This is a genomic window from Proteus sp. Marseille-Q3619 (assembly GCF_965283115.1).
In genome coordinates, this window is record NZ_CBDIMP010000001.1 from 2,543,847 (window position 1) to 2,570,006 (window position 26,160).

Sequence of the window (26,160 nt, forward strand, 5' to 3'; positions counted from 1 at the left end):
ATATAATTTATAGTACCACCTTAATTTTAATTATTTTTTATAAAATTTTTATTTAAAAAATCGATTCGTAATTGAATGTCGGTGTAACCTAATTGATATGCTCTTGTATATAATTCTATCGCTTTCTTATAATTTTTAGGTACACCAAGCCCTTCTTCATACATCAGCCCAAGATTAACAAGCCCACCAATTCCATCTTTATTTGCCGCGTCTTGATAGAGTTTAACCGCTTTATTGATATCGCGTTTAAATCCAAAACCATGTTGATACAATAAACCTAGTGAATTCATTGCACTAGGATCACCTTTTTTGATTGCTTCCTGATAACATTTTATCGCTTCATCATATTTTTCTAATTCACCATACAGCATTCCTAATCGGGTAATGGCGAAATGGTTACCTGATTGTATTGATGCTTTATACCATTTTTCAGCTAATTCCATATTTTTTTCAACATCGTTACCATGACGATATAGATCTCCTAAACTCATCATGGCATTACTAGAATTATCATTTTTAATTGCTATTTCAAACATCTCTTTCGCTTTCGAATAGTTCTTATTATGTTTGTACAATAGACCTAAATTATAATTAGCGGAAGATGAACCTAATTCTATTGCTCTTTGGTAAAGTAAGATGGCTTCTTCTTGTTTTCCTTGTTCTTCTTTTAGTATTGCTAACTGATTAATCCCATCTGCATCATTTTTATCTGCTAAATGTTGATATATTTCCTCTGCTTTCTCTGTGTTTTTTTCAATTCCAGCACCTATTTCATAGAAATGCCCGAGGATTAATAATGCTTCATTATCTCCATGTTTTGCTAATATTTCACATGCAACAAAGTTCTTTTCTGCTGGAATACATTTAGCTTGAGATTTTGAATAAGCCAATATGGGGTTAGATAAACATAGAAATAACGTGACGATAAGAATCTTATTGTTTAACATCATGTAAAATCACCTATAAATGGACTTTATTAATGGCTAATTTAATCTATCTTACGTTAGAAGGGAAACAACAAGGCTTGATTTCTCGTGGCTGTGGAACATTGGATTCAATAGGAAATCGTTATCAAACAGGAAAAGAAGATGCAATATTTGTTACAGAACTGAATTTCTCAGTATCTAGATCCCAAAATTTAGCTCATCAGCCTATAGAGTTTACCAAGCTAATCGATAAATCTTCTCCTTTATTACTTATTGCAGTTTCAAATAATGAAATTCTTAGTTTAAATTTTGATTATTATCGTACTGCACAAAATGGTGGAATTGAGAAATATTTCACAGTGAAATTAAATGAGGCATCTATTATTGATTATTCACATCAATGCCCAAATAATATTTTACGCAATGATATAGATCCTGAAGAGCAATTAACTGTTAGATATCGTGATATTACCACCTCACAAATTATGGCTGGTACTTCTGGATATAGTATATCGGATGAGAGTGTATTCTAATTTTTATATTTATTAATTAAATGACGCACTTCAGAGATAAAAGCATCATCACTAGCTACGCTACTTGGGCTTGCTGCTAAAGTAATTAATGGTCCTATTTCTTCTTCAACAAAATAATAGGCCATAGTGATCTTGCTTTTATCCAACGCCTCAAAGACTGTTTTATTTTTGTTTTTTAATCTTTTTGCTGCTTCTGACATTTTTTCAATGGTTCCATAGCTGTATATCACAGTAGCTACGATAACTGCTCGATTAATCACTGTTTGTGTACTGACTGGTTTAAAGAAAGTTGGATATTTTAAAACAACAGAGGAAACAATTTGAGTAGTTATCGCAGTCACAATAAATTTTCGGATATTAGATTCAGTCATGACATCAACTCCAACACCGATTGCAAAATTTTTAACAGATACATTTACTTGATCGTCAATATCAAGCTTATTTTTAAAATTGATAGCATTATTTGAGCTAGAAATATTAGTTATTACTTGAATATGATCAGATAACTTCTGTTTTCTAGTTGGTGAAATTTGACTGATTATTGAACCAATAATAATATTGAGGGTTTCAGCAATATTTTCGTAAGGATCTATAATAAATCGTAATAAATAAACTGCCTCAATATTTTCTTGTATGATACGAGGATTTCTGGAGAGTCGAGATTTAAGAATAAAGTTCATGCCCATCATTTGGGGAGGAAAAACGCCCAAGTATACAGCGGTATCTTCTATTCTTTTAATACCTTTAGTTGATGTTATTCCAAAATCTTCAACTCTTTTTACCCAAGGATTATTTAGCGCGGTTTCAACTGAGGGGGTATCTCCTTCGCATCGATAATAAATCGACTCGTCTAATCCTGTAGGTGGTAAACATTCTTTTGAGCGATTATGTGCGTTTTTAAGCTCTCGACCTATTTTTCGATAAAGAGCTAATCGCTTTTCCATGGCTTCATTAGCATCCATGATTTCACCATCTTTGCAGTAAAACCATTGTAAATCACTACATTGCATATAACTTTCCTTTATATTTTAGTTAAATATAAATTATTCATAGAATAATAAATTTAATCAAATAGTTATCGATAACTTCTCATTAGTTTAAATAATAAGTTGATAGCTAAAGATCCCTATTAGATTCTGCTAAAAAGCCTTGAAAAATATATATAACCTGCTTTGAAATCTTATAATATTTTTGTGGTATATAAGTATATTTTCATCTGCTTTTTTCAATTTAAAAATATAATTAAAATTGAGAAATACTAAAATTTTACAAGATAATAGAGTGCAAAAAAGAAATAAAAATACAAAAACAAGACGTATAATAAGGAAATAGCTTAACCATACTATAAATAAGGCTATTTCTAGTTAGAATATTGATAAAGTCTATACTGAAAAAATTGATGTTACTTATACAAGGTTATAGAGAAAAGTGGTGAAAAAAATAAAAAAACTACATTCTTTCTTAGCAACAATAAGTCAGAATGCAGTTTATTAATACATTTATTTCTTAAATCTTATTTGTTTGTGTCGCCACAACCGCCAATGATTTTAGAAATAGAAACAGCTGGGTGCAGTAAGTAGTCGTAGTTACAGTCTTTTTCTTTATTGTATACGCTACCAGTACAACCAGTCATAACGGTAATTACAGAAGCAATAAGTGCAATTTTAACAAAGCTTTTCATAAAAAATTCCTTTTAAATTTTAGAGTTATAAAAGCCATCACATGACTTTATCTGCATAAAGATATTAAATTAGCGATAAATAGCAATATAAAAAAGAAGGAGAATTAAAATAAAATAGAAGCTAAGAGATATTTAATTTAAGAAGTTAAATAGAGTTATCTAGAGTGAAATGAATAATAAATTAAACTTGTGTATTTTAATAAAATTTAAGATAAGAATTTCATTAATAATACTTTGATAATAATTATTTAAGAAATTAATTGTGAGAATAAGTATAAAATATACTGTATTTATATCATTTTGATAAACAGAATTTGTGTTAATGGGTGCTATTATTTGACAATAAAAACCCGTATCAGAAATACGGGTAAAGTAAAACTTATTTTATTTATTGTATTACGTAGGGAACAGCAAGAACGCTTAAAGTGGCTTCACCATGCGGATCTCACAATCACTATGTCCAGTGTTGCCTAATGCTTCATCAATAAATTCGAATCCTAGTTTTTCGTATAAACCGACAGCCGCTTTTAAGATATCTGTGGTTTCTAAATAGCAACGGCTAAAGCCTTGCTCTTTACCAAATTCAAGAGATTGTAGAACGATTTTTTTCGCAATACCTTTGCCTCGTAGTTTGGATGAAAGGTACATTTTTTGTAATTCACAAGTATTGCCATCGCCTCCCGCAAGTGGCGCGACACCGCCGCCGCCAACAACTTCTCCATCCATCTCAACAATCCAGTAAGCACTGCGTGGCTGATGATAAACTTCATAAAGGGTATCTAAAATTGGATCGGCAACCGCAAAGCCTTTATCGGCAGTTAAACCGTGCTCTGCTGAGACTTCACGGATAACGCGTGCAATACCTGCGTTGTCTTTTTCTTCAATTGCTCGGATAACAATATTTGAGGTTATAGCTTGGGTTGCAGTCATAGTTGCACTCATCGTTTTCACTTATTAGTAGAATACTTTTTGATTATTTATTGAGAGAGCACCGGAAAGGGACTTCTTCATTGAAAGTAGCGCGGATGGCTACAAAAACTATCTTAATTGATTAAGCGTGTTTGTAAACCGTTAACCCTTTTTCTTTGCTTACTTATCCCATTTATTTCTAGCGTTATATTTTAGTGAGTGATTAAATTTAAGCAAAAATAAGGGGGGAGAAAGGCGGATTGACGAGAATAGAACCGAGAATAACAAGAAATGAAGTGAAAAATGGTTTTATTTTTTGAATGAAAGAAGCTAAGTAAAAACCCGCGATAAACGCGGGTTTTTATTATTAATCTCAGTGTCTTTAAAGCGACTGTGCTTATAAAGAGGCGATAGAGATTTTTTGTGCGATTAGTTTTTCTTTTGCACTTAAGCATGTTGCTAAGCGTTCACGCTCTTTAGCAACAACTGCTTCTGGCGCACGGCTAACAAAGCCATCGTTAGATAATTTGCTGTCTAAAGTTGTGATGTCTTTTTCTACTTTTTCAAGCTCTTTATCTAAACGTGCAAGCTCCGCATCTTTATCGATAAAGCCCGCCATTGGGATCAGCAATTCTGCACCGTTAACCAGTTTATTAACTGATAATGGCGCTTCTTCGCCTTCTGCTAATGGACGAATATCCGCTAAACGACCCATTGCTTTTAAGAAACCAATATTGTCACTAACGCGACGTTTAGCATTGTCGTCGGCACCACGTAAGATAACTTCAAGTGGTTTACCTGGGGCAATATTCATTTCAGCACGGATATTACGTACAGCAACGATAACTTCTTTGATCCACTCGAGATCGTTAAGTGCAGCTTCATCAACAAGTGATGCATCGAATTCAGGGAAAGCTTGTAGCATGATGGTTTCACCTTCGATGCCTTTCACTTCCTTCACACGTTGCCAGATTGTCTCTGTGATAAATGGAATAATTGGATGAGCAAGGCGCAGTAAGCCTTCTAACACTTCAATCAGTGTATGACGCGCTGCGCGTTTTTGTGCATCATTACCTTTGTGTACCGCAGGTTTTGATAGCTCAAGATACCAGTCACAGAATTGGTTCCAAGTGAACTCATATAAAATACCAGCAGCGATATCGAAACGATAGTTGTCTAACGCTTCACGATAGGCTTTAACGGTATTGTTAAATTCAGCTAAGATCCAACGGTCAGCCAGTGAGAATGTCATCTCACCACCTTGGTAGCCACAATCTTGATCTTCTGTATTCATCAGCACAAAGCGGCTTGCATTCCACAGCTTGTTACAGAAGTTACGGTAACCAGATAGACGTTTCATATCCCAGTTAATATCGCGACCCGTTGAGGCTAACGCGGCTAAGGTAAAGCGCAGGGCATCTGTACCGTGTGCTTCAATACCTTCTGGGAACTCTTTGCTAGTACGTTTAGCAATTTTTTCAGCCATTTGTGGCTGCATCATATTACCAGTACGTTTTTCTAACAGGTTTTCTAATGAAATACCGTCGATCATATCCAGAGGATCAAGTACGTTACCTTTAGATTTTGACATCTTCTGGCCTTCTTCATCACGAATAAGACCTGTCATGTAAACCGTATTAAATGGCACTTGCGGTTTACCGTCTTCGTCTTTGATAAAGTGCATGGTCATCATGATCATGCGAGCGATCCAGAAGAATATAATATCGAATCCACTGACTAAAACATTCGTTGGATGGAATGTCTTCAGTGCTTCAGTATTTTCAGGCCAGCCTAATGTTGAGAATGTCCATAGTGCAGACGAGAACCACGTATCCAGTACGTCATCATCTTGGCGTAATGCAACATCAGCTGCGATATTGTTTTCACGACGAACTTCTTCTTCGTCACGACCAACATAAACGTTGCCTTCATTATCATACCAAGCTGGGATACGGTGACCCCACCACAGTTGACGAGAAATACACCAATCTTGGATATCATTCATCCATGAGAAGTACATATTTTCATACTGTTTTGGTACAAATTGGATATCGCCGTTTTTAACAGCTTCAACGGCTGGTTTTGCTAAAGGCGCTGCGCGAACATACCATTGGTCTGTTAGTAAAGGTTCGATAACAACGCCACCACGGTCACCGTAAGGTACGGTTAAATCGTGAGGTTTGATCTCTTCTAATAAACCTAGACGTTCAAATTCAGCGACCATTGCTTTACGTGCAGCAAAGCGTTCCATACCTTGGTAGGCTACTGGAATTTCAGTGCTATAAACATCAGATTCAACACCATTGGTGTCTAAGACTTCTGCACTAACACGGATATTGCCGTCAAAGTCCATGATATTAATCATTGGTAATTGATGACGACGTCCAACTTCATAGTCATTAAAATCGTGAGCAGGGGTGATTTTTACGCAACCTGTACCTTTTTCCATATCAGCGTGTTCATCCGCTAAAATAGGGATACGACGGTTAACGATTGGTAGAATAATTTCTTTACCAATTAAATCTTTATAGCGAGGATCTTCTGGGTTAACAGCAACACCAGTATCACCTAACATGGTTTCAGGACGTGTTGTTGCAACAATGAGGTAATCTTTACCTTCAGCGGTTTTCGCCCCATCCGCTAAAGGATAACGCAGATGCCACATAGATCCTTTAACTTCACGGTTTTCGACTTCAAGATCAGAAATCGCTGTGTGTAATTTAGGATCCCAGTTTACAAGGCGTTTACCACGGTAGATTAGATCTTCTTTATGTAAGCGAACAAAAGCTTCTTTAACCGCTTTAGATAACCCTTCATCCATTGTGAAACGTTCACGTTCCCAATCAACAGAGTTACCTAAACGACGCATTTGGTTAGAAATGTTACCACCTGATTCTGCTTTCCATTCCCAAATTTTGTCGATAAATGCATCACGACCATAGTCATGACGATTTTTACCTTCTTCAGCGGCAATTTTTCGCTCAACAACCATTTGCGTTGCGATACCCGCATGGTCAGTACCTGACTGCCATAAGGTATTTTTACCTTGCATACGCTGATAACGGATCATGGTATCCATAATGGTCTGCTGGAAAGCATGACCCATATGTAGGCTACCTGTGACGTTTGGCGGTGGGATCACGATACAGAAGCTTTCTTTCGTTGTATCGCCATTGGCTTTGAAATAGCCTTTTTTTTCCCAATGCTGATACAGAGGTTGTTCAATCTCTGCTGGATTATATGTTGTGTCGAGCGATGGCTCTTTCGGTGCGGATTTATTTTCCATATTCTTTACGTATTCAATAGGTTGGCGGCGTAGCCATTGTCAAAGTAAAGCCGACGCTACGATAAATTTTATATCGTTCACGCGCCAACTGTTTCAATTGTTCATCAATAGGTACAAAGTCTATCACTTCATGGAAAGCTGTGGCAAAGTCTACGAATTGCGATTGCAAATTAATCAAGAGATCACGAGGTGCATTACCACGTTTTCCAGGCCAACATAATTCAACAGGAGAGCCATAACGAGGGCCTTCACCTGCAAGATTATGAGGAACAAACTGATGAGGTTCTCTTGCCCATAATGCCTCATCAAGCAATTCAGCTTGAGCTTGAGACTCACAAACCAACAAAATACGTTTGCCTAATCGCCAATGTTCAGCGGTAAGTTGACAGGCAAGCCACTCATGAGCCTGTAAATCATCGTGTATTGATGGGTGTTCCATTAAATAAAACGTGGCGTTTTTCATGATATCCCGATAACAGAAGGGTATTGCGTTGCAATACCCTTCTTGGAGTCTGCTCTATTTACCATAATAATAGGGTAATACCTTAACCCTGATAATTATGCGGTATTACTCGTCGCTATTCAAACCCGCGCGATTAAGTAAGAACTGAGACAATAAAGAAACAGGACGGCCTGTCGCGCCTTTTGCTTTACCAGAACGCCATGCTGTGCCTGCAATATCCAAGTGAGCCCAGTTATATTTAGTCGCAAAGCGCGCTAAGAAACAACCCGCAGTAATTGCGCCACCTAAACGGCCACCAGTATTGGCTAAATCAGCAAAATTAGATTCGATTTGTTCATAGAACTCATCGCCTAATGGTAAACGCCAAGCGCGGTCACCTGCTTGCTCTGATGCATTCATCAATTCATGTGCTAATGGATTATGATTAGACATTAATCCGCTGTAGTGATGTCCTAAAGCCACCATACAAGCACCTGTTAATGTAGCGATATCGACAACTAATTCAGGCTCAAAGCGCTCAACATAAGTTAACGTATCACACAGCACTAAACGACCTTCAGCATCGGTGTTTAATACTTCAACGGTTTGTCCTGACATGGTTGTTAAAATATCACCTGGGCGATACGCTTTTCCACCCGGCATGTTTTCGCAACCCGCAAGTACACCAATGACATTGATTGGTAACTGGAGTTCAGCAACAACACGCATCACACCGTAAACCGTTGCCGCACCACACATGTCGTATTTCATCTCATCCATGCCATCGGCAGGTTTGATAGAAATACCACCCGAGTCAAATGTCAGCCCTTTACCTACTAACACAATTGGGCGAGCTTCAGGATCTTTATTGCCTTTGTATTCGATAATCGACATTAAAGATTCATTTTGAGAGCCTTGTCCTACTGCGAGGTAAGCATTCATATTTAGCTCTTTCATTTGTTCTTCGCCAATAACACGCGTAGAAACATTTGAAGATGAGTCTGCTAATTGACGAGCTTGAGACGCCAAATAAGCGGCATTACAGATATTTGGTGGCATGTTAGCTAAATCTTTACATGCTTTAATACCTGATGCGATGGCTAAACCGTGTGCAATTGCGCGTTCACCACTTGGTAGTTCACGACGAGTAGGTACATTAAAGACCATCTTACGTAATGGGCGACGTAATTCTGTCTTATTGCTTTTCAGTTGATCAAAGGTATAGAGGCAGTCTTTTGCAGTCTCAACCGCTTGACGCACTTTCCAGTAATTATTACGACCTTTAACATGTAACTCAGTCAGAAAGCATACGGCTTCCATAGATCCAGTTTCATTGAGTGTGTTAATGGTTTTTTGAATGATCTGTTTATACTGGCGTTCATCCAATTCACGCTCTTTACCGCAACCAATTAGTAAAACGCGCTCAGAGAGAACATTTGGTACATGATGTAACAGCAATGATTGTCCGACTTTGCCTTCCAGTTCACCTCTGCGTAACAGGGCGCTGATATAGCCATCACTGATTTTATCAAGTTGCTCCGCGATCGGAGATAAACGACGAGGCTCAAACACCCCCACGATAATACAAGCGCTGCGTTGTTTCTCTGGGCTGCCGCTTTTTACATTAAACTCCATGCGTTCTCCTGAATATTAAAGACAAAAACGGAAAGTATCGTTTAGAATAGTGATCCGCATTAATCTACCCCATAGAAAGTTTACTTTTTATGTTAAGCTAAATGCATTAATTGAACACAACTAATTTAGCTAACTTATAAGCTTGTTCTTATTGGGAACCTGTTTATAGCATGTTTTGATATCATTTGGGCTGCAAGAATGTCTAACTGAGATGCACAAATGATAGATATACAACGAAGTTAGCGATTTTCCTGCAAAAAGACAAGTTTTCACAGGCATAACTAGCGTGATTATAATTCGATATTTAGCTCGGGAAACCCTTAAAAGTCAGATAGCCATCTTATTTATTCTGATGCTTATCTTCTTTAGCCAGAAACTGGTTGAAATTTTAGGGGCTGCTGTAGAAGGTAACATTCCTACAAACCTCGTGATTTCTCTGCTGTGGCTGGGAATTCCTGAGATGGCACAGCTTATTCTTCCATTAAGCCTTTTTCTTGGGCTTCTGATGACTTACAGCAAACTTTATGTTGAAAGTGAGATAACCGTCATGAGTGCGTGCGGAATAGGTAAGAAAGCATTAGTGCAAGCTGCACTGTTGCTCTCATTACTGACCAGCGCATTAGCCGCAGGAAATGTTATTTGGCTTATTCCTTGGTCTTCGGTGCATCAAGAGCAAGTTCTTGAGGATGCTAAAGCAAACCCAAGTTTAGCTGCATTGATGGAAGGGCAATTTAAAATGTCCAGCGACCGCAATATGGTGCTCTATCTTGGTAGTGTGAAAGGGAATCAATTCCAAGATGTATTCCTTGCACAGTTGCGTCCAACACAAGATCAACGCCCTTCTGTCGTGGTTGCAGATAAAGGCTATACCAAAGAATTACCTAACGGGAATCAGATAGTCGTATTAAGTGAGGGTACTCGCTATGAAGGTACGGCTGTGCTACGTGATTTTCGTATTACCGATTTTAATGATTACCAAGCTGTTATCGGGCACCGTGAATCTACCATTAGCAGTAATCGTGTAGAACAAAAAACGATGACTGAACTTTGGCATTCAAATGAAACAGAGTCTATCGCTGAATTCCATTGGCGCTTAACCTTGATTTTCTCTGTTGTCATTATGGCGGTGATGGTTGTGCCTTTAAGTGAGGTAAACCCACGTCAAGGTCGCGTATTAAGTATGTTACCTGCAATGTTGCTTTATCTGGTCTTTTTCTTATTACAAAGTTCACTGCACTCTAATGGTGAAAAAGGAAAAGTTGACCCTTTCATTGCGATGTGGAGTGTGAATGGGATTTATCTTGGCCTAGCTATCTTATTGAATATTTGGGATACCTTACCTATGCGTAAGTTCCGAGCTCGCTTTAAGAAAGGAGTTGCCTGATGTTTGGTGTATTAGATAGATATATCGGGCGTACTATTTTACAGTCGATTTTGATGACACTGTTTTTGCTAGTTTCACTATCTGGCATTATCAAATTTGTCGATCAACTCCGTAAGGTAGGGCAAGGGGATTTCACTACACTGGATGCGGGTATTTACGCCATTTTAAATATCCTTAAAGATGTGCAGATTTTCTTTCCTATGGCGGCATTACTTGGTGCGTTATTAGGATTAGGCGCATTAGCAACGCGTAGTGAGTTGGTGGTGATGCAAGCATCGGGATTTACCCGTTTGCAAATTGCAGGCTCGGTGATGAAAACCGCTATTCCCTTGGTCCTATTAACTGTACTGATTGGCGAATGGGGCGCACCACAAGGTGAACAGTACGCACGTAACTACCGTGCAGAAAAAATCATGGGTAACTCTTTAGTTTCGACTAACCGCGGTATGTGGGCTAAAGATGGCAATCAATTTATTCATATCAACCGAATAAAGAGCCAAAATGAGATGCAAGGCATCACACTCTATGATTTTAATAATGAGAGAAAACTAGAAACGGTACGTTATGCATCAAGTGCAACCTACGATGTGAATAAAAAAACGTGGATGTTGAAACAAGTTGAACAGTCAGATTTAACTGATCCACAAAAAATCACAGGTAAAAAACAGGTATCACTTGAATGGCCAACACGATTAACGCCAGAAAAATTAAGCGTTGTGGCGTTAGATCCAGATGCATTATCGATCAGCGGGCTCTATCAGTACGTTAAATATCTAAAGCAGAGTGGGCAAGAGTCAGCAAACTATGAGCTGAATTTCTGGAAAAAAATCTTTGCTCCAATCTCTGTTGCGGTAATGATGTTAATGGCATTGTCATTTATTTTTGGTCCATTACGTACTGTACCAATGGGATTAAGAGTCTTAACGGGTATCTCTTTTGGTTTCTTATTCTATATCGTCAATGAAGTTTCAGGACGATTAAGTTTGGTTTATGGCATACCCGCAGTGATTGCCGCATTAGTACCGGGAATACTCTTCCTAACGTTGAGTTTATGGTTATTGATGAAGCGTAATCGCTAAATAACATCAGACTGAAAAATAAAAAGCGCCTTTGATTTACTATCAAGGCGCTTTTTTTATGGAAATTTGATGTGTTATTTACTGATAAAAATCTTTTGCCAGTGCACGAACCAAGGCATTAGTACCCTGAGTCACTTCGCTAAATTTAGTGCCGTTAGGTTTACGAGTGATCACCACAAATACACCAATATTTAATTCGGGAATGGTTGCCATATAAGTATTAAATCCACCGCCACCGCCTGTTTTTTGGTAAATTGCCGGAATACCATTAGCAGGAGCCATATAAACCCAGCCTAGACCCACGCCATCAGCACGACCTGCCACATCCATCCCTTCTATTGACGAGAGTCGATTACGAGGAAAGTAAACAGACTGCTCTTTACTTGCTGTTGCCTTTCGCATGGCATTATGAGAAGTCAAAAAGCCTTGCATCCAACGTTGCATATCGGCAGGCGTCGAGTACACACCGCCACTTCCAGCTGCTGCAATGGTGTCAGAGCATGGGCTTGGTTTATATCCTACTAATAGTCGTTGGCATTGTGCTGGAGTCGGCGTCAATGTGGTATTCGTCATGCCTGCGGGCTGAGTGACATATTGTTGTAAAAGTTGAGGATAACTTTTACCTGATGCTTTCACCAAGGCATCCGCTAATAGATCGTAAGCGAGGTTTGAATAAGCTGCTTGTTCCCCTGCGGTAGATGTCAGTGTCGCCTTTTTCAACCAGTTCCAGCGGTCGCCATGCGTTGGCCATATAAAAACAGGTCTTCCCCATTTTCCACCGGGTTGTTCTCGTGGAAAACCACTAGTGTGACTCGCTAAATGATAAAGACGGATAGGGGATTGAGCGCTGACTAATGGAATGTCTACACCATAGTAACTGTATTTTTGTAGTGGATCGGTGACTAATAATTTTCCATCATCTTGTAACTTTAATAGCACTTCACTCGTCATCAACTTAGTAATTGAAGCGATACGAATAAGCGAGTTCATTGATGGTGCATTGCGGCTTTCAGGTGTTGTCGTCCCAAAAGAACGATTCAAGGTTTGAGAGTTATTGATCATGGCAATAACCATACCTTGAGGATTACTCTTTTGATAAATCTGTGAGGCATATTTATCAAACAGCGCGCTTGCATTGCTTACATTAGGGCTTAATGCCGTAGGCCATTGCGTTAACTCAGGCACACTGTTCTGTTGATTTAACATAGAAGGTTGTGTCGCTGGTGGTAATGATGAACGTTGGCTACACGCATTCAATGTCAGTAAAGCGACTGGGATCATAAGATATTTTAGAAAATGTTTTTTCATTTTTACTTTCAACAGAAGTCAGTGAGGTGAAAGGAATGCGATCAACATAAAATTGTTTATGTTTTAATTTGGTGCCTTTCTTATCGCGTTATTTTTTCTTTATCATTTTTAATACGGCACCTAAGATAATACCAACAAATATGCCCGTTATAATCCAGCCAACAATGCCCATAACACCGCCTTCTAATCAGATTTAAACCAAATTTTGATTATATTATCAGAAATAAGAATGTCTATCAGTGCAAGAGTCAGTTATCAAAAAGTTGGCATTAAATGTGTCAAATTGTCTCTAAGAAAAGGATAGTGAAGAAAAATCGCATCATAAAAAGACATTTCCCTCATGTTTCTCCTCTAAAAGTAAGGTAAGTATTACCGTTAAGTTACAATCTTCCTCAGTTACCCTAGTTTTTAACCCTATTATTAGCTTTTCTTTATTATTAAGTTAGGATATGTATATCAAGAAAATGTTAATGAATGGCTTTTTTATTCAATAAATTGCTTTTCAATAACGTATTCATCTTTTATTTATCTTATTTTGATATAATTTCGGTATTATGTAAAGATAATATAAGAGTGTGACATATTTTGTAATAATTTATTGATTGTGAGATTGTGAAATTAAACTTATTATAGCTTCATCAAGTCGAGAGACTGAGAATATAAGAGTTACAGAGCAAAGATAACACAGCAATAATAGAGTGAAGTAATAAGAAGGCATATTATAAAATAGCCTCTTCAATAATAAATAAGTTATATATTAGTCGTAATATTTCAACACCATTATATTAGATAGCAGTACCTTCGTTAAAGCAGTAAATAAGTACCTTTGTGTTAAATAGTAATTTCCTATGTAGTAGTAAGAAGTATCTTATTAAAGTAGTAAATCCTTTATATCAATAATATGCAGTATAGATAAATAAGTACATTATATTAATAAAACATAACTACCTTCTTCCTCACACCAGGGAAGAAAAGGGCAGTGACGCTACAAAAATAATTTATAGTCATTAAAATAAAATTAAGCCCTCGTTTAGCAGTACTGTCGGATCAAAACACTAACCCAAGTTTTGATCCTTTTTTTATTTATCGATATATAAATCAAAATATATCGTTTAAATAAGTTAGTTTTAATGAATTTATATAATGACGATATAATCTTTAAAAGAGAAAAAGATAAGATAAGAAAAAAGTAGAAATAAGGTGATGAATAAACTTAGATACAAGAATAACAAGATAATTGATTTATCGATACAACATGATTAAATCATTAACGATAGATACCTAGATGTAACTTATAAGTCGTGTTTTATGATAGCAACAAACCCCAAATGCACTTTTTTTCGCCAATCAAACTGAAAACTAACAATAATTGTTGCGAGGGTTCTTCACGCAAGTATAATGGGCAAGTTTTCCAGACACACTTCAGTGCCGGAGTGGCGAAATTGGTAGACGCAGTTGATTCAAAATCAACCGCCTTCGGGTGTGCCGGTTCGAGTCCGGCCTTCGGCACCATAAGAATATCAATGGACGTCAACAGACGTCTTTTTTTGTATCTAAAATCCAGTGTTTGCAAGGCTTTCCTCGCGTTTTCAGTCAATGCATGTCAACTTAACTCAACCCACATCAACCTCCGAGTGAGTATATAACTGAGTATATACGTCGCTTCGATAATGAATGTATACTCGTCATACTTCGAATTACATGGTTGTTGGCTTCGTTCAGCTATCCGAGTCACATAGCCATCTATGCTCCTCGGCTATCTTCACTTGCCGCCTACATGTAATTCGAATTATTTAGAGTATATGCTTGCTCAAAGGTGAGAGGATAAAGAATATGGCATTAACCGATACGAAAGTTCGAGCTGCTAAACCAGACGAGAAAGCTTATACACTGACAGACAGTGATGGCTTGTTTCTTTATATTCACCCCAATGGTTCTAAATATTGGCGTTTCCGTTTCCGCTTTGGCGGTAAACAACATTTAATGGCCTTTGGTGTATACCCTGAAATCTCCTTAGCGGATGCAAGAGAAAGAAGGGATGCTGCCAGAAAGCAAGTTGCTCTAGGCATCGACCCTCGCGAACTCAAGAAAGAATTAAAGGAAGAACAGCAAAAGGAATTTAATACCTTCGAGAAGGTTGCACGTGATTGGCACGCAACGAATAAGAAGTGGTCTGAAGGGCATAGCCATCGAGTCCTCAAAAGCCTTGAGGACAATATCTTTGCCGCTATTGGTAAACGTAATATCGCTGAACTAAAAACTCGTGATCTCCTCGAACCCATTAAAGCCGTAGAGATGTCTGGACGTCTTGAAGTGGCGGCACGCTTACAACAGCGTGTGACCGCCATTATGCGTTATGCCGTACAAAGCGGTTTAATCGACTATAACCCAGCACAAGATATGGCGGGTGCTGTTGCGACAGGCAAACGAGTTCATAGAGCTGCATTAGAGCTTAAACGCCTCCCTGAGTTCTTACAACGTATCGATGATTATAAGGGAAGACCTTTAACTAAACTTGCGGTCAAACTCACCTTATTAGTCTTTATTCGTTCCAGTGAACTGCGTTTCGCTCGTTGGGATGAAATTGATTTTGAAAATGCCATGTGGACGATCCCCGCAGAACGCGAAGCGATAGAAGGGGTTAAACATTCCCATCGTGGATCAAAAATGCGTACTACTCATTTAGTCCCTTTAAGCAGGCAAGCCATTGAGATCTTAAAACAGATCTATCAGTTCAGTGGCAACCACGAACTGATCTTTATCGGTGATCACAATCCTAGAAAACCCATGAGTGAAAACACGGTAAACAACGCATTACGTGTGATGGGCTATGATACTAAGACGGAAGTTTGTGGTCATGGTTTCAGGACGATGGCATGTAGCTCGTTGATTGAGTCTGGGCTATGGTCGAAGGATGCAGTAGAAAGGCAAATGAGCCATCAAGAACGCAATTCAGTAAGAGCTGCTTATATTCATAAGGCTGAGCATATTGAGGAAAGGCGATTGATGGTGCAATGGTGGGCTGATTATTTGGATGTGAATAGGGTAGGGCATGTGGGGGCGTTTGAGTTTGGGAAGTGAATCGTCATAGTATCCCAAGTATTATAGCAAAAATTATACATATTTTTTAGTGACTGATATTCATTTTGTTATTTGAGTCAGCTCGTTACCAGAGCTGATTCACATAACTACGCATGCGCAATAGCTAACATGTAGTATTAACATTAATGTTACAAGATGATTTTAATGGTTGAGTAAGTGTCGAATGTGTAATCTATAGTGATTTTTATAGAGTAAATATAAAAGTATAGCGAATAATGGAAACCCATTATATTTTGCTAAACTCGAGGTTTCCTAGTATCCTAGTTCTTATTTTTTTCTTTCGGTAAATTATGCCTAACTCCATAAAATTTTTAGATTTATTTGCCGGTGCTGGAGGTTTGTCAGAAGGATTCATTCGTGCTGGGTTTAAACCAATAGCGCATGTTGAAGCAGATGCATCTGCTTGTTTTACATTAAAAACAAGACAAGCTTATCATTGGCTTAAAAATAATGATTCTCTTGAGGTATACTCAAAATACCTAAGAAATGAAATCTCTCGTAAAGAGCTTTATGATTCCGTACCATCTCGTGAAATTCAATCTGTCATCAATGAATTCATTGGAATTGACACTCTAAAAAGTATTTTTAAAAAAGTAGATGAGCAGCTTCAAAAATCGAGACTTGATTTAATTATTGGAGGCCCTCCTTGCCAAGCTTATTCTCTTATTGGTCGGGCGCGTGGGAACATGGATGATGATCCGCGAAATCACTTATACAAGTACTATGCAGAATTTTTGAAGCGTTATAAACCAAAATATTTTGTTTTTGAAAATGTATTAGGATTATTAACTGCAAAAAACTCTTTTGGAGAGCTTTATTTTAACAAAATGAAAGAACTGTTTGTTGAAGTAGGCTATACGATTGAGTATAGAGTTTTATCTGCAAATGAATATGGGGTTCTTCAGAATCGGAAACGTATTATTCTCGTGGGTAAAAGGGGACATCGCTCCAAAAAATCATTTTATCCTGAGCTAGATGTGTCGATACCAGAAGCATGTATATGGGATCTTTTAAAAGACTTGCCTGTAATAAAGTCCGGAGAAGGAACTTCATACCCTCAAGAATTGATTTCTGAACCGTCAGAGTGGCTAAAAAAGTCGAATATTGTATCAGATCTTCCTCTAACATGGCACGAAGCACGACCTCATTCTTATCAAGATCTAGAAATTTATAAGTATGCTGTAAATTTATGGAATATGGAAAAAAGGCGGCTTCATTATGATGATTTACCAGAAAGATTAAAGTCACATAAAGGTAGAAATTCTTTTGTTGATCGTTTTAAAGTTGTTGCTGGTGATTTATCAGCTAGCCATACTGTAGTTGCACATATATCAAAAGATGGTCACCATTATATCCACCCTGATATTGAACAAAATCGCTCATTAACTCCAAGAGAAGCAGCTAGAATACAAAGTTTTCCTGATGATTATTATTTTGAAAATGTCTCTGGTAGACCAGCCAGAACAACTGCATTTAAACAAATAGGTAATGCTGTACCGGTTTTACTTGCTCAAATAATTGCTGAAAAATTATTAAGGAATTGGTAATGAATGACCAAAAAACTGTTGTAGATGACCAAAGTGGTTTATACAAAATTCGTCCTGCTGGAAGGCATTTATCAACTATTGGAAAAGAACTAATTCAAAATGAAGCAGCTGCAATAATTGAGCTTATTAAGAATGCATATGATGCCGATGCAGATGAAATTTATGTTGATATTAACTTAAAAACTATATCTAAATCTGTTGAAATTATAGTGTCTGATAATGGACATGGTATGGACATGGACACATTCCTAAATAAGTGGATGGTTCCCTCAACTGATGATAAATACTTAAGAAAAACAAGTAAAGATAAGCATAGAGTAATGCAAGGGCGAAAAGGTATTGGGCGATATGCAGTTGCTGTACTGGGTAATATTCTTCAGATAGAGACAACTACAGAAGATCTAAGCTCTATTTTTGCTGAAATTGATTGGGATGTTTTTAATAAAGTTAAATACTTGGATGAGATTAATATAAATGTTAATCATGTAAAACTAAATACAGGAAAAAAAGGAACTACCCTGAAAATCCGTGGCGGAGATGAGTATTTTGAAACCTGGACAGATAGAAATATAAAAGACTTAGAGTTTGAGTTAAAAAAGTTAATATCTCCGCTGGATGCAAAAAAAATAGTTTTAAAATTTTCTTGAGAACAATAAATGATGGTCAAGAAAATCTATCATTGGATAAAGTTAATAATAAATTTCAAGAAATTCAACCTTTTCCTATAGTTCATTATTTTGATTATCGAATAAAAGGAATAATAGAAGCCGACGGAACTGGTGAACTAGTTTATTCTTGTCAAAAAGAACAAGGAGTTACAGATATTTCCATCGACTTTAAATATTATAAACCAACTAATTGTGGGAAACTAATGTTTGATTTTCGAGTTTATGATAGAGAGTCTGATGCATTAGATGATTTAGTAGAAAGAACTAAACGAGTTGAAGATAGTCCATTAGAAAAGAAAGAGGTTCGAGTACTATTAGATACTTACCATGGAGTAGGTGTGTTTAGAAACGGCTTTAGAATTCGCCCTCTAGGCGATGTGGGATATGATTGGATGGATTTGAATTTGGAGCGCGTAAATAATCCATCATTAAGAATTAGTGTTAATCAAATTATTGGTTATGTCAAAATTGAATCTGAAGAGCAATCAAATTTATACGAAAAAAGTGCAAGAGATGGTCTGAGGGATAATGAGGCTTATAAAAATTTAATTGACATCTCTAAACGAGTTTTAAGACTTTTAGAAGAAAATCGGTATAGGTATCGAGAATCTACAGGCAAATCACGTAAGAAGAATGAATCAATAGATAACAAGCTAGATGATATTTTTTCTAGTGAGGATCTATCATTTAAAATTCGAGATACTTTACAAGGTGCAGATCTCCCTCAGAATAAAAAAGATGAAATAACAAAAGAAATCTTAGACTTAGTAGAGGAAGATACCAAATCTAAATCAACAAAATTAGAGTATATTAAAAGGGCTGTTGCAATTTATCAGGGGCAAGCAACATTAGGTAAGATCATTAATCGATTAATCCATGAAGGAAGAAGACCTCTTAATTATTTTCAAAATGAAATTCCGAATTTAAAGCGCTGGAAGGAAAAATATAACTCAAGCCATGATGAAAAACATTTTTCTAAGGTAATAGAAAGAATAGATGGAGTTTTAGATAACTCTAAGCACTTTGTAACTTTATTTAAAAAATTGATCCACTAGCTACAGCTAGAAGACCAAATAGAAAAGATGAAAAAATTAAAAGTATGATTCTATCATCCTTAAATATCTTTGAAAAAGATATCAATGATAATGGAATTAGTATTAAATTTTCTTGTCCAGAAGAAGTAACTTATCTTTGTTGGAAGCAGGATTTTATTGCTATCATTTATAACCTTTTAGAAAATAGTATATATTGGCTAACAAGTACAAAGTGTGATAGAAAAAATATAGATATTGAAGTGATTGAAAGAGATGGTATTTTTGAATCAATTATTTATAAAGATTCCGGGCCGGGAATTAAAATTGAAGATATTGAAAGTTTAATTATTTTCTCACCGGGATTTTCTGGTAAGCCTGATGGTGGAACAGGATTAGGACTTTCAATTGCAGGAGAAGCTGCTATTAGAAATGATTTAAAATTACAAGTTGAAGAAAATAGTGATGGAGCTCTGTTTAAAATTATTAATAAGGTATATTCAAAATGAATGATTTAAACATATTATTAGTTGAAGACAATTTGGGTGATATTGGTGTTTTTAAGTCATCTCTTGAACTATTCGATGAAGATAATAGTATTACTACTAACCTTCAAACTGCTGATAGCTTTGAGTCAGCACTTGAGCTCATCAAAAATAATGAATTTGACGGACTTGTAATAGATTTATCATTGAAAAATAATAGCCAAGGTGGAAAAGAGATTATAAATGCTATTATTAATAAGTATAAGTTGACTATTCCAATTGTTGTATACACCGGTACTCCAGATGAAATTGCAGAATATGGTTATATTGAAATCTATCAAAAAGGTGAAAGAGCAGAATTAATTACAGAGATACTTACTGATTTTAAAAAAACTAAAGAGTGTGGATTAAATGAACTGTTTAATGCTAAAGGGAGAATTCAAGACCTTTTAAAAGATGTATTTTATCGCAATATTTATCATCAAAAAAAACAATGGATTGAGTATGAAGACAAGGAACTTGTAAAAAATGCTATATTAAGACATACGTTGAATCATCTAACGCAACATATTGATGAAGCAAATGAAAAGTATTTTTTAGAGGAAATGTATATTTTCCCACCCGTTAGTGGTTTATATAAGACGGGTAGCATTATCAAGGATACAAGTAATAACTACCATATAATTTTAACACCGGCATGTGATTTCGCACAATCAAAAGCTCGATGTATATTATTGGCTGAGATAATTGATCCTAATGATTATGTGGAAATATATTTACCTAGTACAATAAAACAAAGTACTCGTAAAACTCGATTGGATGGTATTATGCGAAATAAAAAGCAGGAGTATCATTATTTACCACAATTAAATGACTTTAATGGTGGTTTCATTGATTTTACTTCAATTAAAAGTTACTCTCAAGATGAATTAGAAAAGCAATATGGTGAGGTGAAGATTCAAATTTCACCATCTTTTATTAGTGATATTTTGGGCCGCTTTTCGAGTTACTATGCTAGGCAGGGACAGCCAGATTTGTATTATAATGAAAATCTGGTTGATGAATTATTGAATTAATTCATGATAAATCATTAGAATATGAATCTTCCATTGCAAGTAAACCTAATTAGTCAAATACATTATAAGGTTCAAATATTAGGTTTACTTTTATTATTAGTTTCTCAACTATCGACGAGCAAGTATCAGATTATTAGTCTATAGTATGATTTAATAAAAGAATTAAGGCCTAAATGTCCAATCTCCTTGGTCAGTTTTCACGATAATCTCAAATGCATAATTTGCTCTATTGACCTCATTATGAATCATATAACTGTCCACTTCCCCTAAAATAAGACAGCTATAATTAGATTTTCTGCCCTAAAATTTGCAGAGGTCATGATGAAAAAAGCCCGTTTTACTGAAACTCAAATCGTTAATATTTTAAAACTCGCAGATTTTGGCATGAAAGTGGAAGATATTTGCCGCCAAAATGGGATCAGCAACGCCACTTATTATAATTGGAAATCAAAGTATGGTGGCATGGAAGCTAATGATGTTAAACGATTAAAAGAACTTGAAGATGAGAACGCGAAACTGAAAAAGCTCTTTGCGGAAGTTAGCCTTGAAAACCATGCAATGAAGGAGCTTTTCGCAAAAAAGGGTTGGTAGTGGCTGAGAAAAGATCCTGTGCTCAGTCATTAAAAAATGCAGGTTTATCAGTCATTAAGGCCTGTAAGCTAACGTCGTTGTCACGAGCTACGTTTTACCGTCAGCGAGTGGATTGGCGTAAAAAAGACCGTGTGGTGATCGATGCCATACAATCCGTTTTAGCGAAATCGCCACAATCGGGATTTTGGAAATGCTATTTCCGACTGAGATTTCAAGGCTATCCTTTTAATCATAAAAGAGTTTATCGTGTTTATTGTCGATTAGGATTGAATCTGAAACGCCGAATTAAAAAGGTGCTTCCGAAGCGTGAAAGAAGACCATTAGTAATAGAAAAAGTCCCGAATATTCAATGGGCATTGGATTTTATGCACGACAGTTTATATTGCGGCAAACGCTTCAGAACCCTCAATATTATTGATGAAGGAACGCGTGAATGCTTGGCGATCGAGGTTGATACATCATTACCGGCTGAACGTGTCATCAGGGTGCTTGAACGTTTAAAAGCCGAAAGAGGGTTGCCAAAACAGCTCCGTGTCGATAATGGCCCTGAACTCATTTCAGTTAACTTATTGAATTATTGTGAAGATAATCAAATTTTGCTGTGTCATATTCAACCGGGAAAACCGCAACAAAATGGGTTTATTGAACGTTTTAATGGCTCATTTCGACGTGAGTTTTTAAATGCGTATTTATTTGAATCGTTAAGCCAAGTTCGAGAATTAGCGTGGTTTTGGCAGCAAGATTATAACCAAAATCGAACTCATGAAAGTTTAAATCACCTCCCGCCGGAGGCATATCGTAAACAGTTAGAAAACTCTAAGTTGGTGTGTCTCAATTAAAGGGGAGTGGGCAGTAAATTAGCACAATACCCAGCATATTTTAGTGATTGCCAAACCACATCTCGACCTGAGTCATCAAGCTTATTTTCAATGATCACAAATTACCATCTTTATCTAATGCAAGTAGATCTAGGCGCTCTTTAGTTTCATCAAATCCAGCAAATTCTTTTTGTATAATTAACAGTTCATCGTTAACGTCTTCTTTTTTAGTTAATGCTTGCGGATTTTTAGCTAACCATTCTTGTAGATGTTCACGTTCACGGAAACCTAAGCTACTGAAAGAGACTTCTTGTAAAGAGTGTAGGGTATTTTCCTGCTTATTGACTTTATACATGAATTGCCTCTTTTAGTTTTTGCTTAGTCTCAGGTATCACTTTTTCATTAGTTTAATGCTGCATCAGTGAGCGCATCCGCTAGGTTGAGCTGAGTTTGTTGGGCGGATTGCAGGCGGAGTTTTAAGGTATCGCAAAGAGTAAATAATTTTTTAACTCTATCAATAATAAAACCCTGCTCCTTATATGGAGGTAAAGGAAAAAAAAGAGAGTTTATATGTGTTTGATTAACTGTTTTTTGACCTGCCGTTGTAATAAATAAATTACTAATTTTACTTCGTACTAATGATGAAGATGCAATTAAAGTTAAGTAACGTTCATCTATAACTCCCTTATGTGGAAGTCGTAATCTAATAAAATGATCGCAGTAGCATGCATGCTGATCTCCACTATACAAAATGAATCTACCAACAATATCAGCACTACCATTAACACGGATTATCAAAATATCATTTTTATCAAGATAATATTTTTTAGATTCAGAATCAGTCACTGTCAAAGTTCTAGTATCAGCAAAGGATACTTGCCAATTTTTTATATCCGCTAGGCGGATAACTATGCAATTTTTACCTGATAAACTACCTCTGCTAGACAATCCATTTTGAAATTCAGGCTGTAGGTTTTGCATCGTAATCCACTCCCATCCCTGCGGTAGCTTAAAAGGTTTTTCTTCATCACTAATCGGTGGCAATGGTTTTTGTTTTTTAATTTTGCCGTTTTTCATCATCAGTGCTTTTTCTTGCTCAATACGTTTTAGCAGTTCAGAAGCTGGTTCGTGGTTAGGATCTTGTGGAACCAGTTTACCCATCACGGCTAATTGTAAAATGGTTTGCTTTAACGCATCGATGCTGGCTTCTGTGGTAAACAGCGTGTCGAAATGCTGGCTAATTCGCGCCCAGTTTTCGGCGAGTTCTTCGGCATTCTGGCTGTCGGTCAGCGTTCCCAGTAGGGTTTCTACCAGTTGCTGATGCGCTTCTAGACTCGTTAGTGATTGTTGTTCCAGTTGATCGCAGAGGGACATCAATACAGAGAATGTCTCTACTATTCTTGCTTGTTCAGTAATTGGTGGAAACGGTATAGGGTAGTTCTCAAAGAAACTTCGTGGTACACGTTTTTGACCAGCTGAACCAGTCATCTGTAATTCACCAATAGTTAAATAATGAGGTGATTTTATATTAAGAAGAATATATTGACGATTTAGCTCTGAACTTAATGGGCGAGCAACATGCAATTCTGTTGTACCTACACCCACACCATTTTTTAAGCTATTAAAAATGACAGCCTTACTATTTTGAAAGCAAGGTGTTATTTTAGCCAAAGCGATATCTCCGTCCGCAAAATGCGTATAGCCTTTCTTTACTTCTCCCCATTTCTTTATTTCTTGGTCATGTGTTCCATCAAATCGTGTTGAAATACAAGGCATTGGGATGAAAGAGATTTCTTGCTCATCATTCGTTACTTCTATTTTGGGATTAATTAATGCAATTTCATTTAATGAAGTCCACTCCCATCTTTGCGGCAACTCAAACGGTTTCTCATCCTCACTAATTTCTGGCAGCGGTTTCTGTTTTTTAATTTTACCTTGTTTTATCAGCTCCGCTTTTTCCGCAGCAATACGTTTTAGTAACTCAGATGCAGGTTCATCGTTTGGGTCTTGTGGTACTAATTTGCCACGAACTGCCAGTTCTAAGATCAGCTCGCGCAGCTTCTTAATACCATAAAGATCAATTTTACCATTGCTTCCACGCCCTGCGGTGGAGCGAGTTTGCAGCGCGGAAGACCAAATATCGATGTGGTCAGTGATTAGCTTCTCAACGGTCATCAGTTTGTTTCCTTATTGCCAGTCAATGCAGCACCGAGGATATCGCGTAACTGATTACGTAGCTTACTAATTTCGGTTTGTTGTGCTTGGTACTGCGCCAGTAGTTCATCCGGATTGTGGCTGATGGTTTCACCTTGATACGGATTTTTGATATCGAGGTTAAAGTTACGGGCAATGATTTCATCAATGCTGACTTTCCATGCTTGATGGTTCTCTTTTCGGCTTGCAAAACCATCGGATTCGTTACCCCACCATTTAATTTCACTCTGAAATTCTTCAAACTTCATCGGTTTAGTTTTGCTGTAGTTTTTAACTCCCTCTGGGTAGGGGTGTTCATAGAACCAAATTTCTTTAGTTGGTTGACCTTTGGTGAAGAAGAGAATATTGGTTTTGATCCCGGTGTATGGGTTAAACACTCCATTTGGCAAACGTACAATGGTGTGTAGATTGCACTCTTCGGTCAGTAATTTTTTGATTTTGGTTTTGATACCTTCACCAAACAATGTGCCATCTGGTAGGACTACGGCTGCACGGCCTTTATCGGCGAGCACTTCAATGATCAATTGCAGGAACAAGTCAGCAGTTTCGCGAGTCTGCATTTCCGCTGGAAAATTTTTCTCGATCCCGTCTTCTTCAGTGCCACCAAACGGTGGGTTGGTGATAATGACGTCGAGTTGTTCATCCCAAGCGGACAGTGGCTTGTTCAATGTATTGTCATGACGAATTTGTACGGGAACTTCAATACCATGCAATAGCATATTAGTGGTGCACAGCAAATGTGGGAGCTGTTTTTTTTCAACACCAAAGATTTGATGTTGTAGCGTTTTATGATCTTCAGTGGTATTAACATAATGTTCTTTCACATGGTCGAATGCACAGGCAAGAAAACCACCTGTACCGCATGCTGGGTCCATAATAGACTCACCCAATTTGGGGTCAATACGATTGACCATAAAGCGAGTGACGGCACGTGGAGTATAGAACTCACCTGCATTACCAGCACTTTGTAAATCACGTAGAATTTGTTCATAGATATCACCAAATAAGTGGCGCTCGGAGCTACTGCTGAAGTCGATTTCATTCAGCTTATTGATGACTTGACGTAAGAGCGTACCATTTTTCATGTAGTTATAGGCATCGCTAAACGCTTGTTTTACCACAAAGCCACGCGGGTTTTTATCGATAGGCGCAGTCAGATTTTTTAATGCTGGGAATAAATCGTCATTGACGAATTCGAGCAGTTCATCTCCTGTAATTCCCTCACTGTCTGCCGCCCAAGTACGCCATAAATAACGCTCATTAATGGGGAGTTGATAGTCATCTTGCTCGAGTTCAAGCTCTTCTTCTTGAGTATCAAATATTTTCAGAAACAATAGCCAAGACAGTTGCCCAAGGCGTTGAGCATCACCGTCTACACCCGCATCTTTGCGCATGATGTCTTGTAAGGATTTAATTACTGAGCTGATCGACATGTTTGTATTCCA

The 26,160-nt window shown here is 37.1% G+C and carries 20 protein-coding genes, 1 tRNA gene and 1 pseudogene; 11 read left to right on the plus strand and 11 right to left on the minus strand.

All coding sequences use genetic code 11. The features are described from left to right. Nucleotides 1-26: 26 nt before the first annotated feature. The gene (locus ACWPWK_RS11755) at nt 27-950 is read right to left on the minus strand and encodes a tetratricopeptide repeat protein (RefSeq protein WP_244185030.1); all 924 of its coding nucleotides are present in this window, start codon (nt 948-950) and stop codon (nt 27-29) included. A 29-nt stretch (nt 951-979) separates the two neighbouring features. Here ACWPWK_RS11755 and ACWPWK_RS11760 point away from each other — a divergent pair, with 29 nt between their 5' ends. Next, nucleotides 980-1,459 carry an Hcp family type VI secretion system effector gene (locus ACWPWK_RS11760; RefSeq protein WP_109372659.1) on the plus strand — a complete coding sequence of 160 codons (480 nt, stop codon included), beginning with the start codon at nt 980-982 and terminating at the stop codon, nt 1,457-1,459. Here ACWPWK_RS11760 and ACWPWK_RS11765 read toward each other — a convergent pair. The 6 genes from ACWPWK_RS11765 to pepA all read right to left on the minus strand — a co-directional run bounded on the left by ACWPWK_RS11765 (nt 1,456) and on the right by pepA (nt 9,412). Continuing rightward, nucleotides 1,456-2,469, minus strand: a complete 1,014-nt coding sequence (locus tag ACWPWK_RS11765; protein WP_109372658.1) for a hypothetical protein — start codon at nt 2,467-2,469, stop codon at nt 1,456-1,458. The genes ACWPWK_RS11760 and ACWPWK_RS11765 overlap by 4 nt on opposite strands. A 503-nt stretch (nt 2,470-2,972) precedes the next feature. Then, nucleotides 2,973-3,140, minus strand: a complete 168-nt coding sequence (locus ACWPWK_RS11770) for a YhfL family protein (RefSeq protein ID WP_109372657.1) — start codon at nt 3,138-3,140, stop codon at nt 2,973-2,975. A 420-nt stretch (nt 3,141-3,560) separates the two neighbouring features. Continuing rightward, a complete protein-coding gene (locus ACWPWK_RS11775) occupies nt 3,561-4,070 on the minus strand; it encodes a GNAT family N-acetyltransferase (protein ID WP_109372757.1) in 510 nt (169 codons plus the stop codon). A gap of 376 nt (nt 4,071-4,446) precedes the next feature. Then, nucleotides 4,447-7,335: a valine--tRNA ligase gene (locus ACWPWK_RS11780; RefSeq protein ID WP_109372656.1), complete on the minus strand. Its 2,889-nt coding sequence runs from the start codon at nt 7,333-7,335 to the stop codon at nt 4,447-4,449. 13 nt (nt 7,336-7,348) lie between these two features. After that, on the minus strand, nt 7,349-7,798 hold the full coding sequence (locus ACWPWK_RS11785; RefSeq protein ID WP_023583544.1) for a DNA polymerase III subunit chi: 450 nt from the start codon (nt 7,796-7,798) through the stop codon (nt 7,349-7,351). Nucleotides 7,799-7,903: 105 nt separating this feature from the next. Further along, nucleotides 7,904-9,412, minus strand: a complete 1,509-nt coding sequence (gene pepA / locus ACWPWK_RS11790) for a leucyl aminopeptidase (protein ID WP_006535637.1) — start codon at nt 9,410-9,412, stop codon at nt 7,904-7,906. A gap of 286 nt (nt 9,413-9,698) precedes the next feature. Between pepA and lptF the strand changes: the two genes are divergently transcribed. Both lptF and lptG read left to right on the plus strand, forming a co-directional pair. Then, a complete protein-coding gene (lptF, locus tag ACWPWK_RS11795) occupies nt 9,699-10,796 on the plus strand; it encodes an LPS export ABC transporter permease LptF (protein WP_109372655.1) in 1,098 nt (365 codons plus the stop codon). Continuing rightward, nucleotides 10,796-11,875, plus strand: a complete 1,080-nt coding sequence (gene lptG, locus ACWPWK_RS11800) for an LPS export ABC transporter permease LptG (protein ID WP_109372654.1) — start codon at nt 10,796-10,798, stop codon at nt 11,873-11,875. Before lptF ends, lptG begins: the two co-directional genes overlap by 1 nt. A gap of 78 nt (nt 11,876-11,953) precedes the next feature. Here lptG and ampH read toward each other — a convergent pair whose 3' ends face one another. Beyond that, nucleotides 11,954-13,183 (minus strand): D-alanyl-D-alanine-carboxypeptidase/endopeptidase AmpH, encoded by a 1,230-nt coding sequence (gene ampH, locus ACWPWK_RS11805; RefSeq protein ID WP_109372653.1) that lies wholly within the window; start codon nt 13,181-13,183, stop codon nt 11,954-11,956. A gap of 1,427 nt (nt 13,184-14,610) precedes the next feature. Here ampH and ACWPWK_RS11810 point away from each other — a divergent pair. The 8 genes from ACWPWK_RS11810 to ACWPWK_RS11845 all read left to right on the plus strand — a co-directional run bounded on the left by ACWPWK_RS11810 (nt 14,611) and on the right by ACWPWK_RS11845 (nt 22,522). Beyond that, a tRNA-Leu gene (locus tag ACWPWK_RS11810) sits at nt 14,611-14,695 on the plus strand. A gap of 321 nt (nt 14,696-15,016) precedes the next feature. Continuing rightward, complete coding sequence (locus ACWPWK_RS11815) at nt 15,017-16,264, plus strand: tyrosine-type recombinase/integrase (protein WP_454208925.1); 1,248 nt, start codon at nt 15,017-15,019, stop codon at nt 16,262-16,264. A gap of 311 nt (nt 16,265-16,575) precedes the next feature. Then, a complete protein-coding gene (locus tag ACWPWK_RS11820) occupies nt 16,576-17,832 on the plus strand; it encodes a DNA cytosine methyltransferase (RefSeq protein WP_454208927.1) in 1,257 nt (418 codons plus the stop codon). After that, on the plus strand, nt 17,832-18,479 hold the full coding sequence (locus tag ACWPWK_RS11825; protein ID WP_454208929.1) for an ATP-binding protein: 648 nt from the start codon (nt 17,832-17,834) through the stop codon (nt 18,477-18,479). The genes ACWPWK_RS11820 and ACWPWK_RS11825 overlap by 1 nt, the downstream gene beginning before the upstream one ends. Before the next feature lie 32 nt (nt 18,480-18,511). Continuing rightward, on the plus strand, nt 18,512-19,555 hold the full coding sequence (locus ACWPWK_RS11830; RefSeq protein ID WP_454208931.1) for a hypothetical protein: 1,044 nt from the start codon (nt 18,512-18,514) through the stop codon (nt 19,553-19,555). Between the two features lie 44 nt (nt 19,556-19,599). Beyond that, nucleotides 19,600-20,040: an ATP-binding protein gene (locus tag ACWPWK_RS11835; RefSeq protein WP_454208933.1), complete on the plus strand. Its 441-nt coding sequence runs from the start codon at nt 19,600-19,602 to the stop codon at nt 20,038-20,040. Next, nucleotides 20,037-21,092, plus strand: coding sequence for a response regulator (locus ACWPWK_RS11840; protein WP_454208935.1), 1,056 nt, complete (start codon nt 20,037-20,039; stop codon nt 21,090-21,092). The genes ACWPWK_RS11835 and ACWPWK_RS11840 overlap by 4 nt, the downstream gene beginning before the upstream one ends. Nucleotides 21,093-21,413: 321 nt before the next feature. Next, a protein-coding gene (locus ACWPWK_RS11845) for an IS3 family transposase (RefSeq protein WP_454208937.1) occupies nt 21,414-22,522 on the plus strand; the annotation gives its coding sequence in 2 pieces (ribosomal slippage) (nt 21,414-21,666 and nt 21,666-22,522; 1,110 coding nt in all). 14 nt (nt 22,523-22,536) lie between these two features. On the opposite strand, the pseudogene ACWPWK_RS11850 reads toward ACWPWK_RS11845, so the two are convergent. The 3 genes and pseudogenes from ACWPWK_RS11850 to ACWPWK_RS11860 form a co-directional block, all read right to left on the minus strand. After that, nucleotides 22,537-22,856, minus strand: a pseudogene (locus ACWPWK_RS11850) (DUF4268 domain-containing protein); the annotation flags it as partial. A 47-nt stretch (nt 22,857-22,903) separates the two neighbouring features. Beyond that, nucleotides 22,904-24,676: a restriction endonuclease subunit S gene (locus ACWPWK_RS11855; RefSeq protein WP_454208939.1), complete on the minus strand. Its 1,773-nt coding sequence runs from the start codon at nt 24,674-24,676 to the stop codon at nt 22,904-22,906. Then, the gene (locus ACWPWK_RS11860) at nt 24,676-26,148 is read right to left on the minus strand and encodes an N-6 DNA methylase (protein WP_454208941.1); all 1,473 of its coding nucleotides are present in this window, start codon (nt 26,146-26,148) and stop codon (nt 24,676-24,678) included. Before ACWPWK_RS11860 ends, ACWPWK_RS11855 begins: the two co-directional genes overlap by 1 nt. Nucleotides 26,149-26,160: the final 12 nt, after the last annotated feature.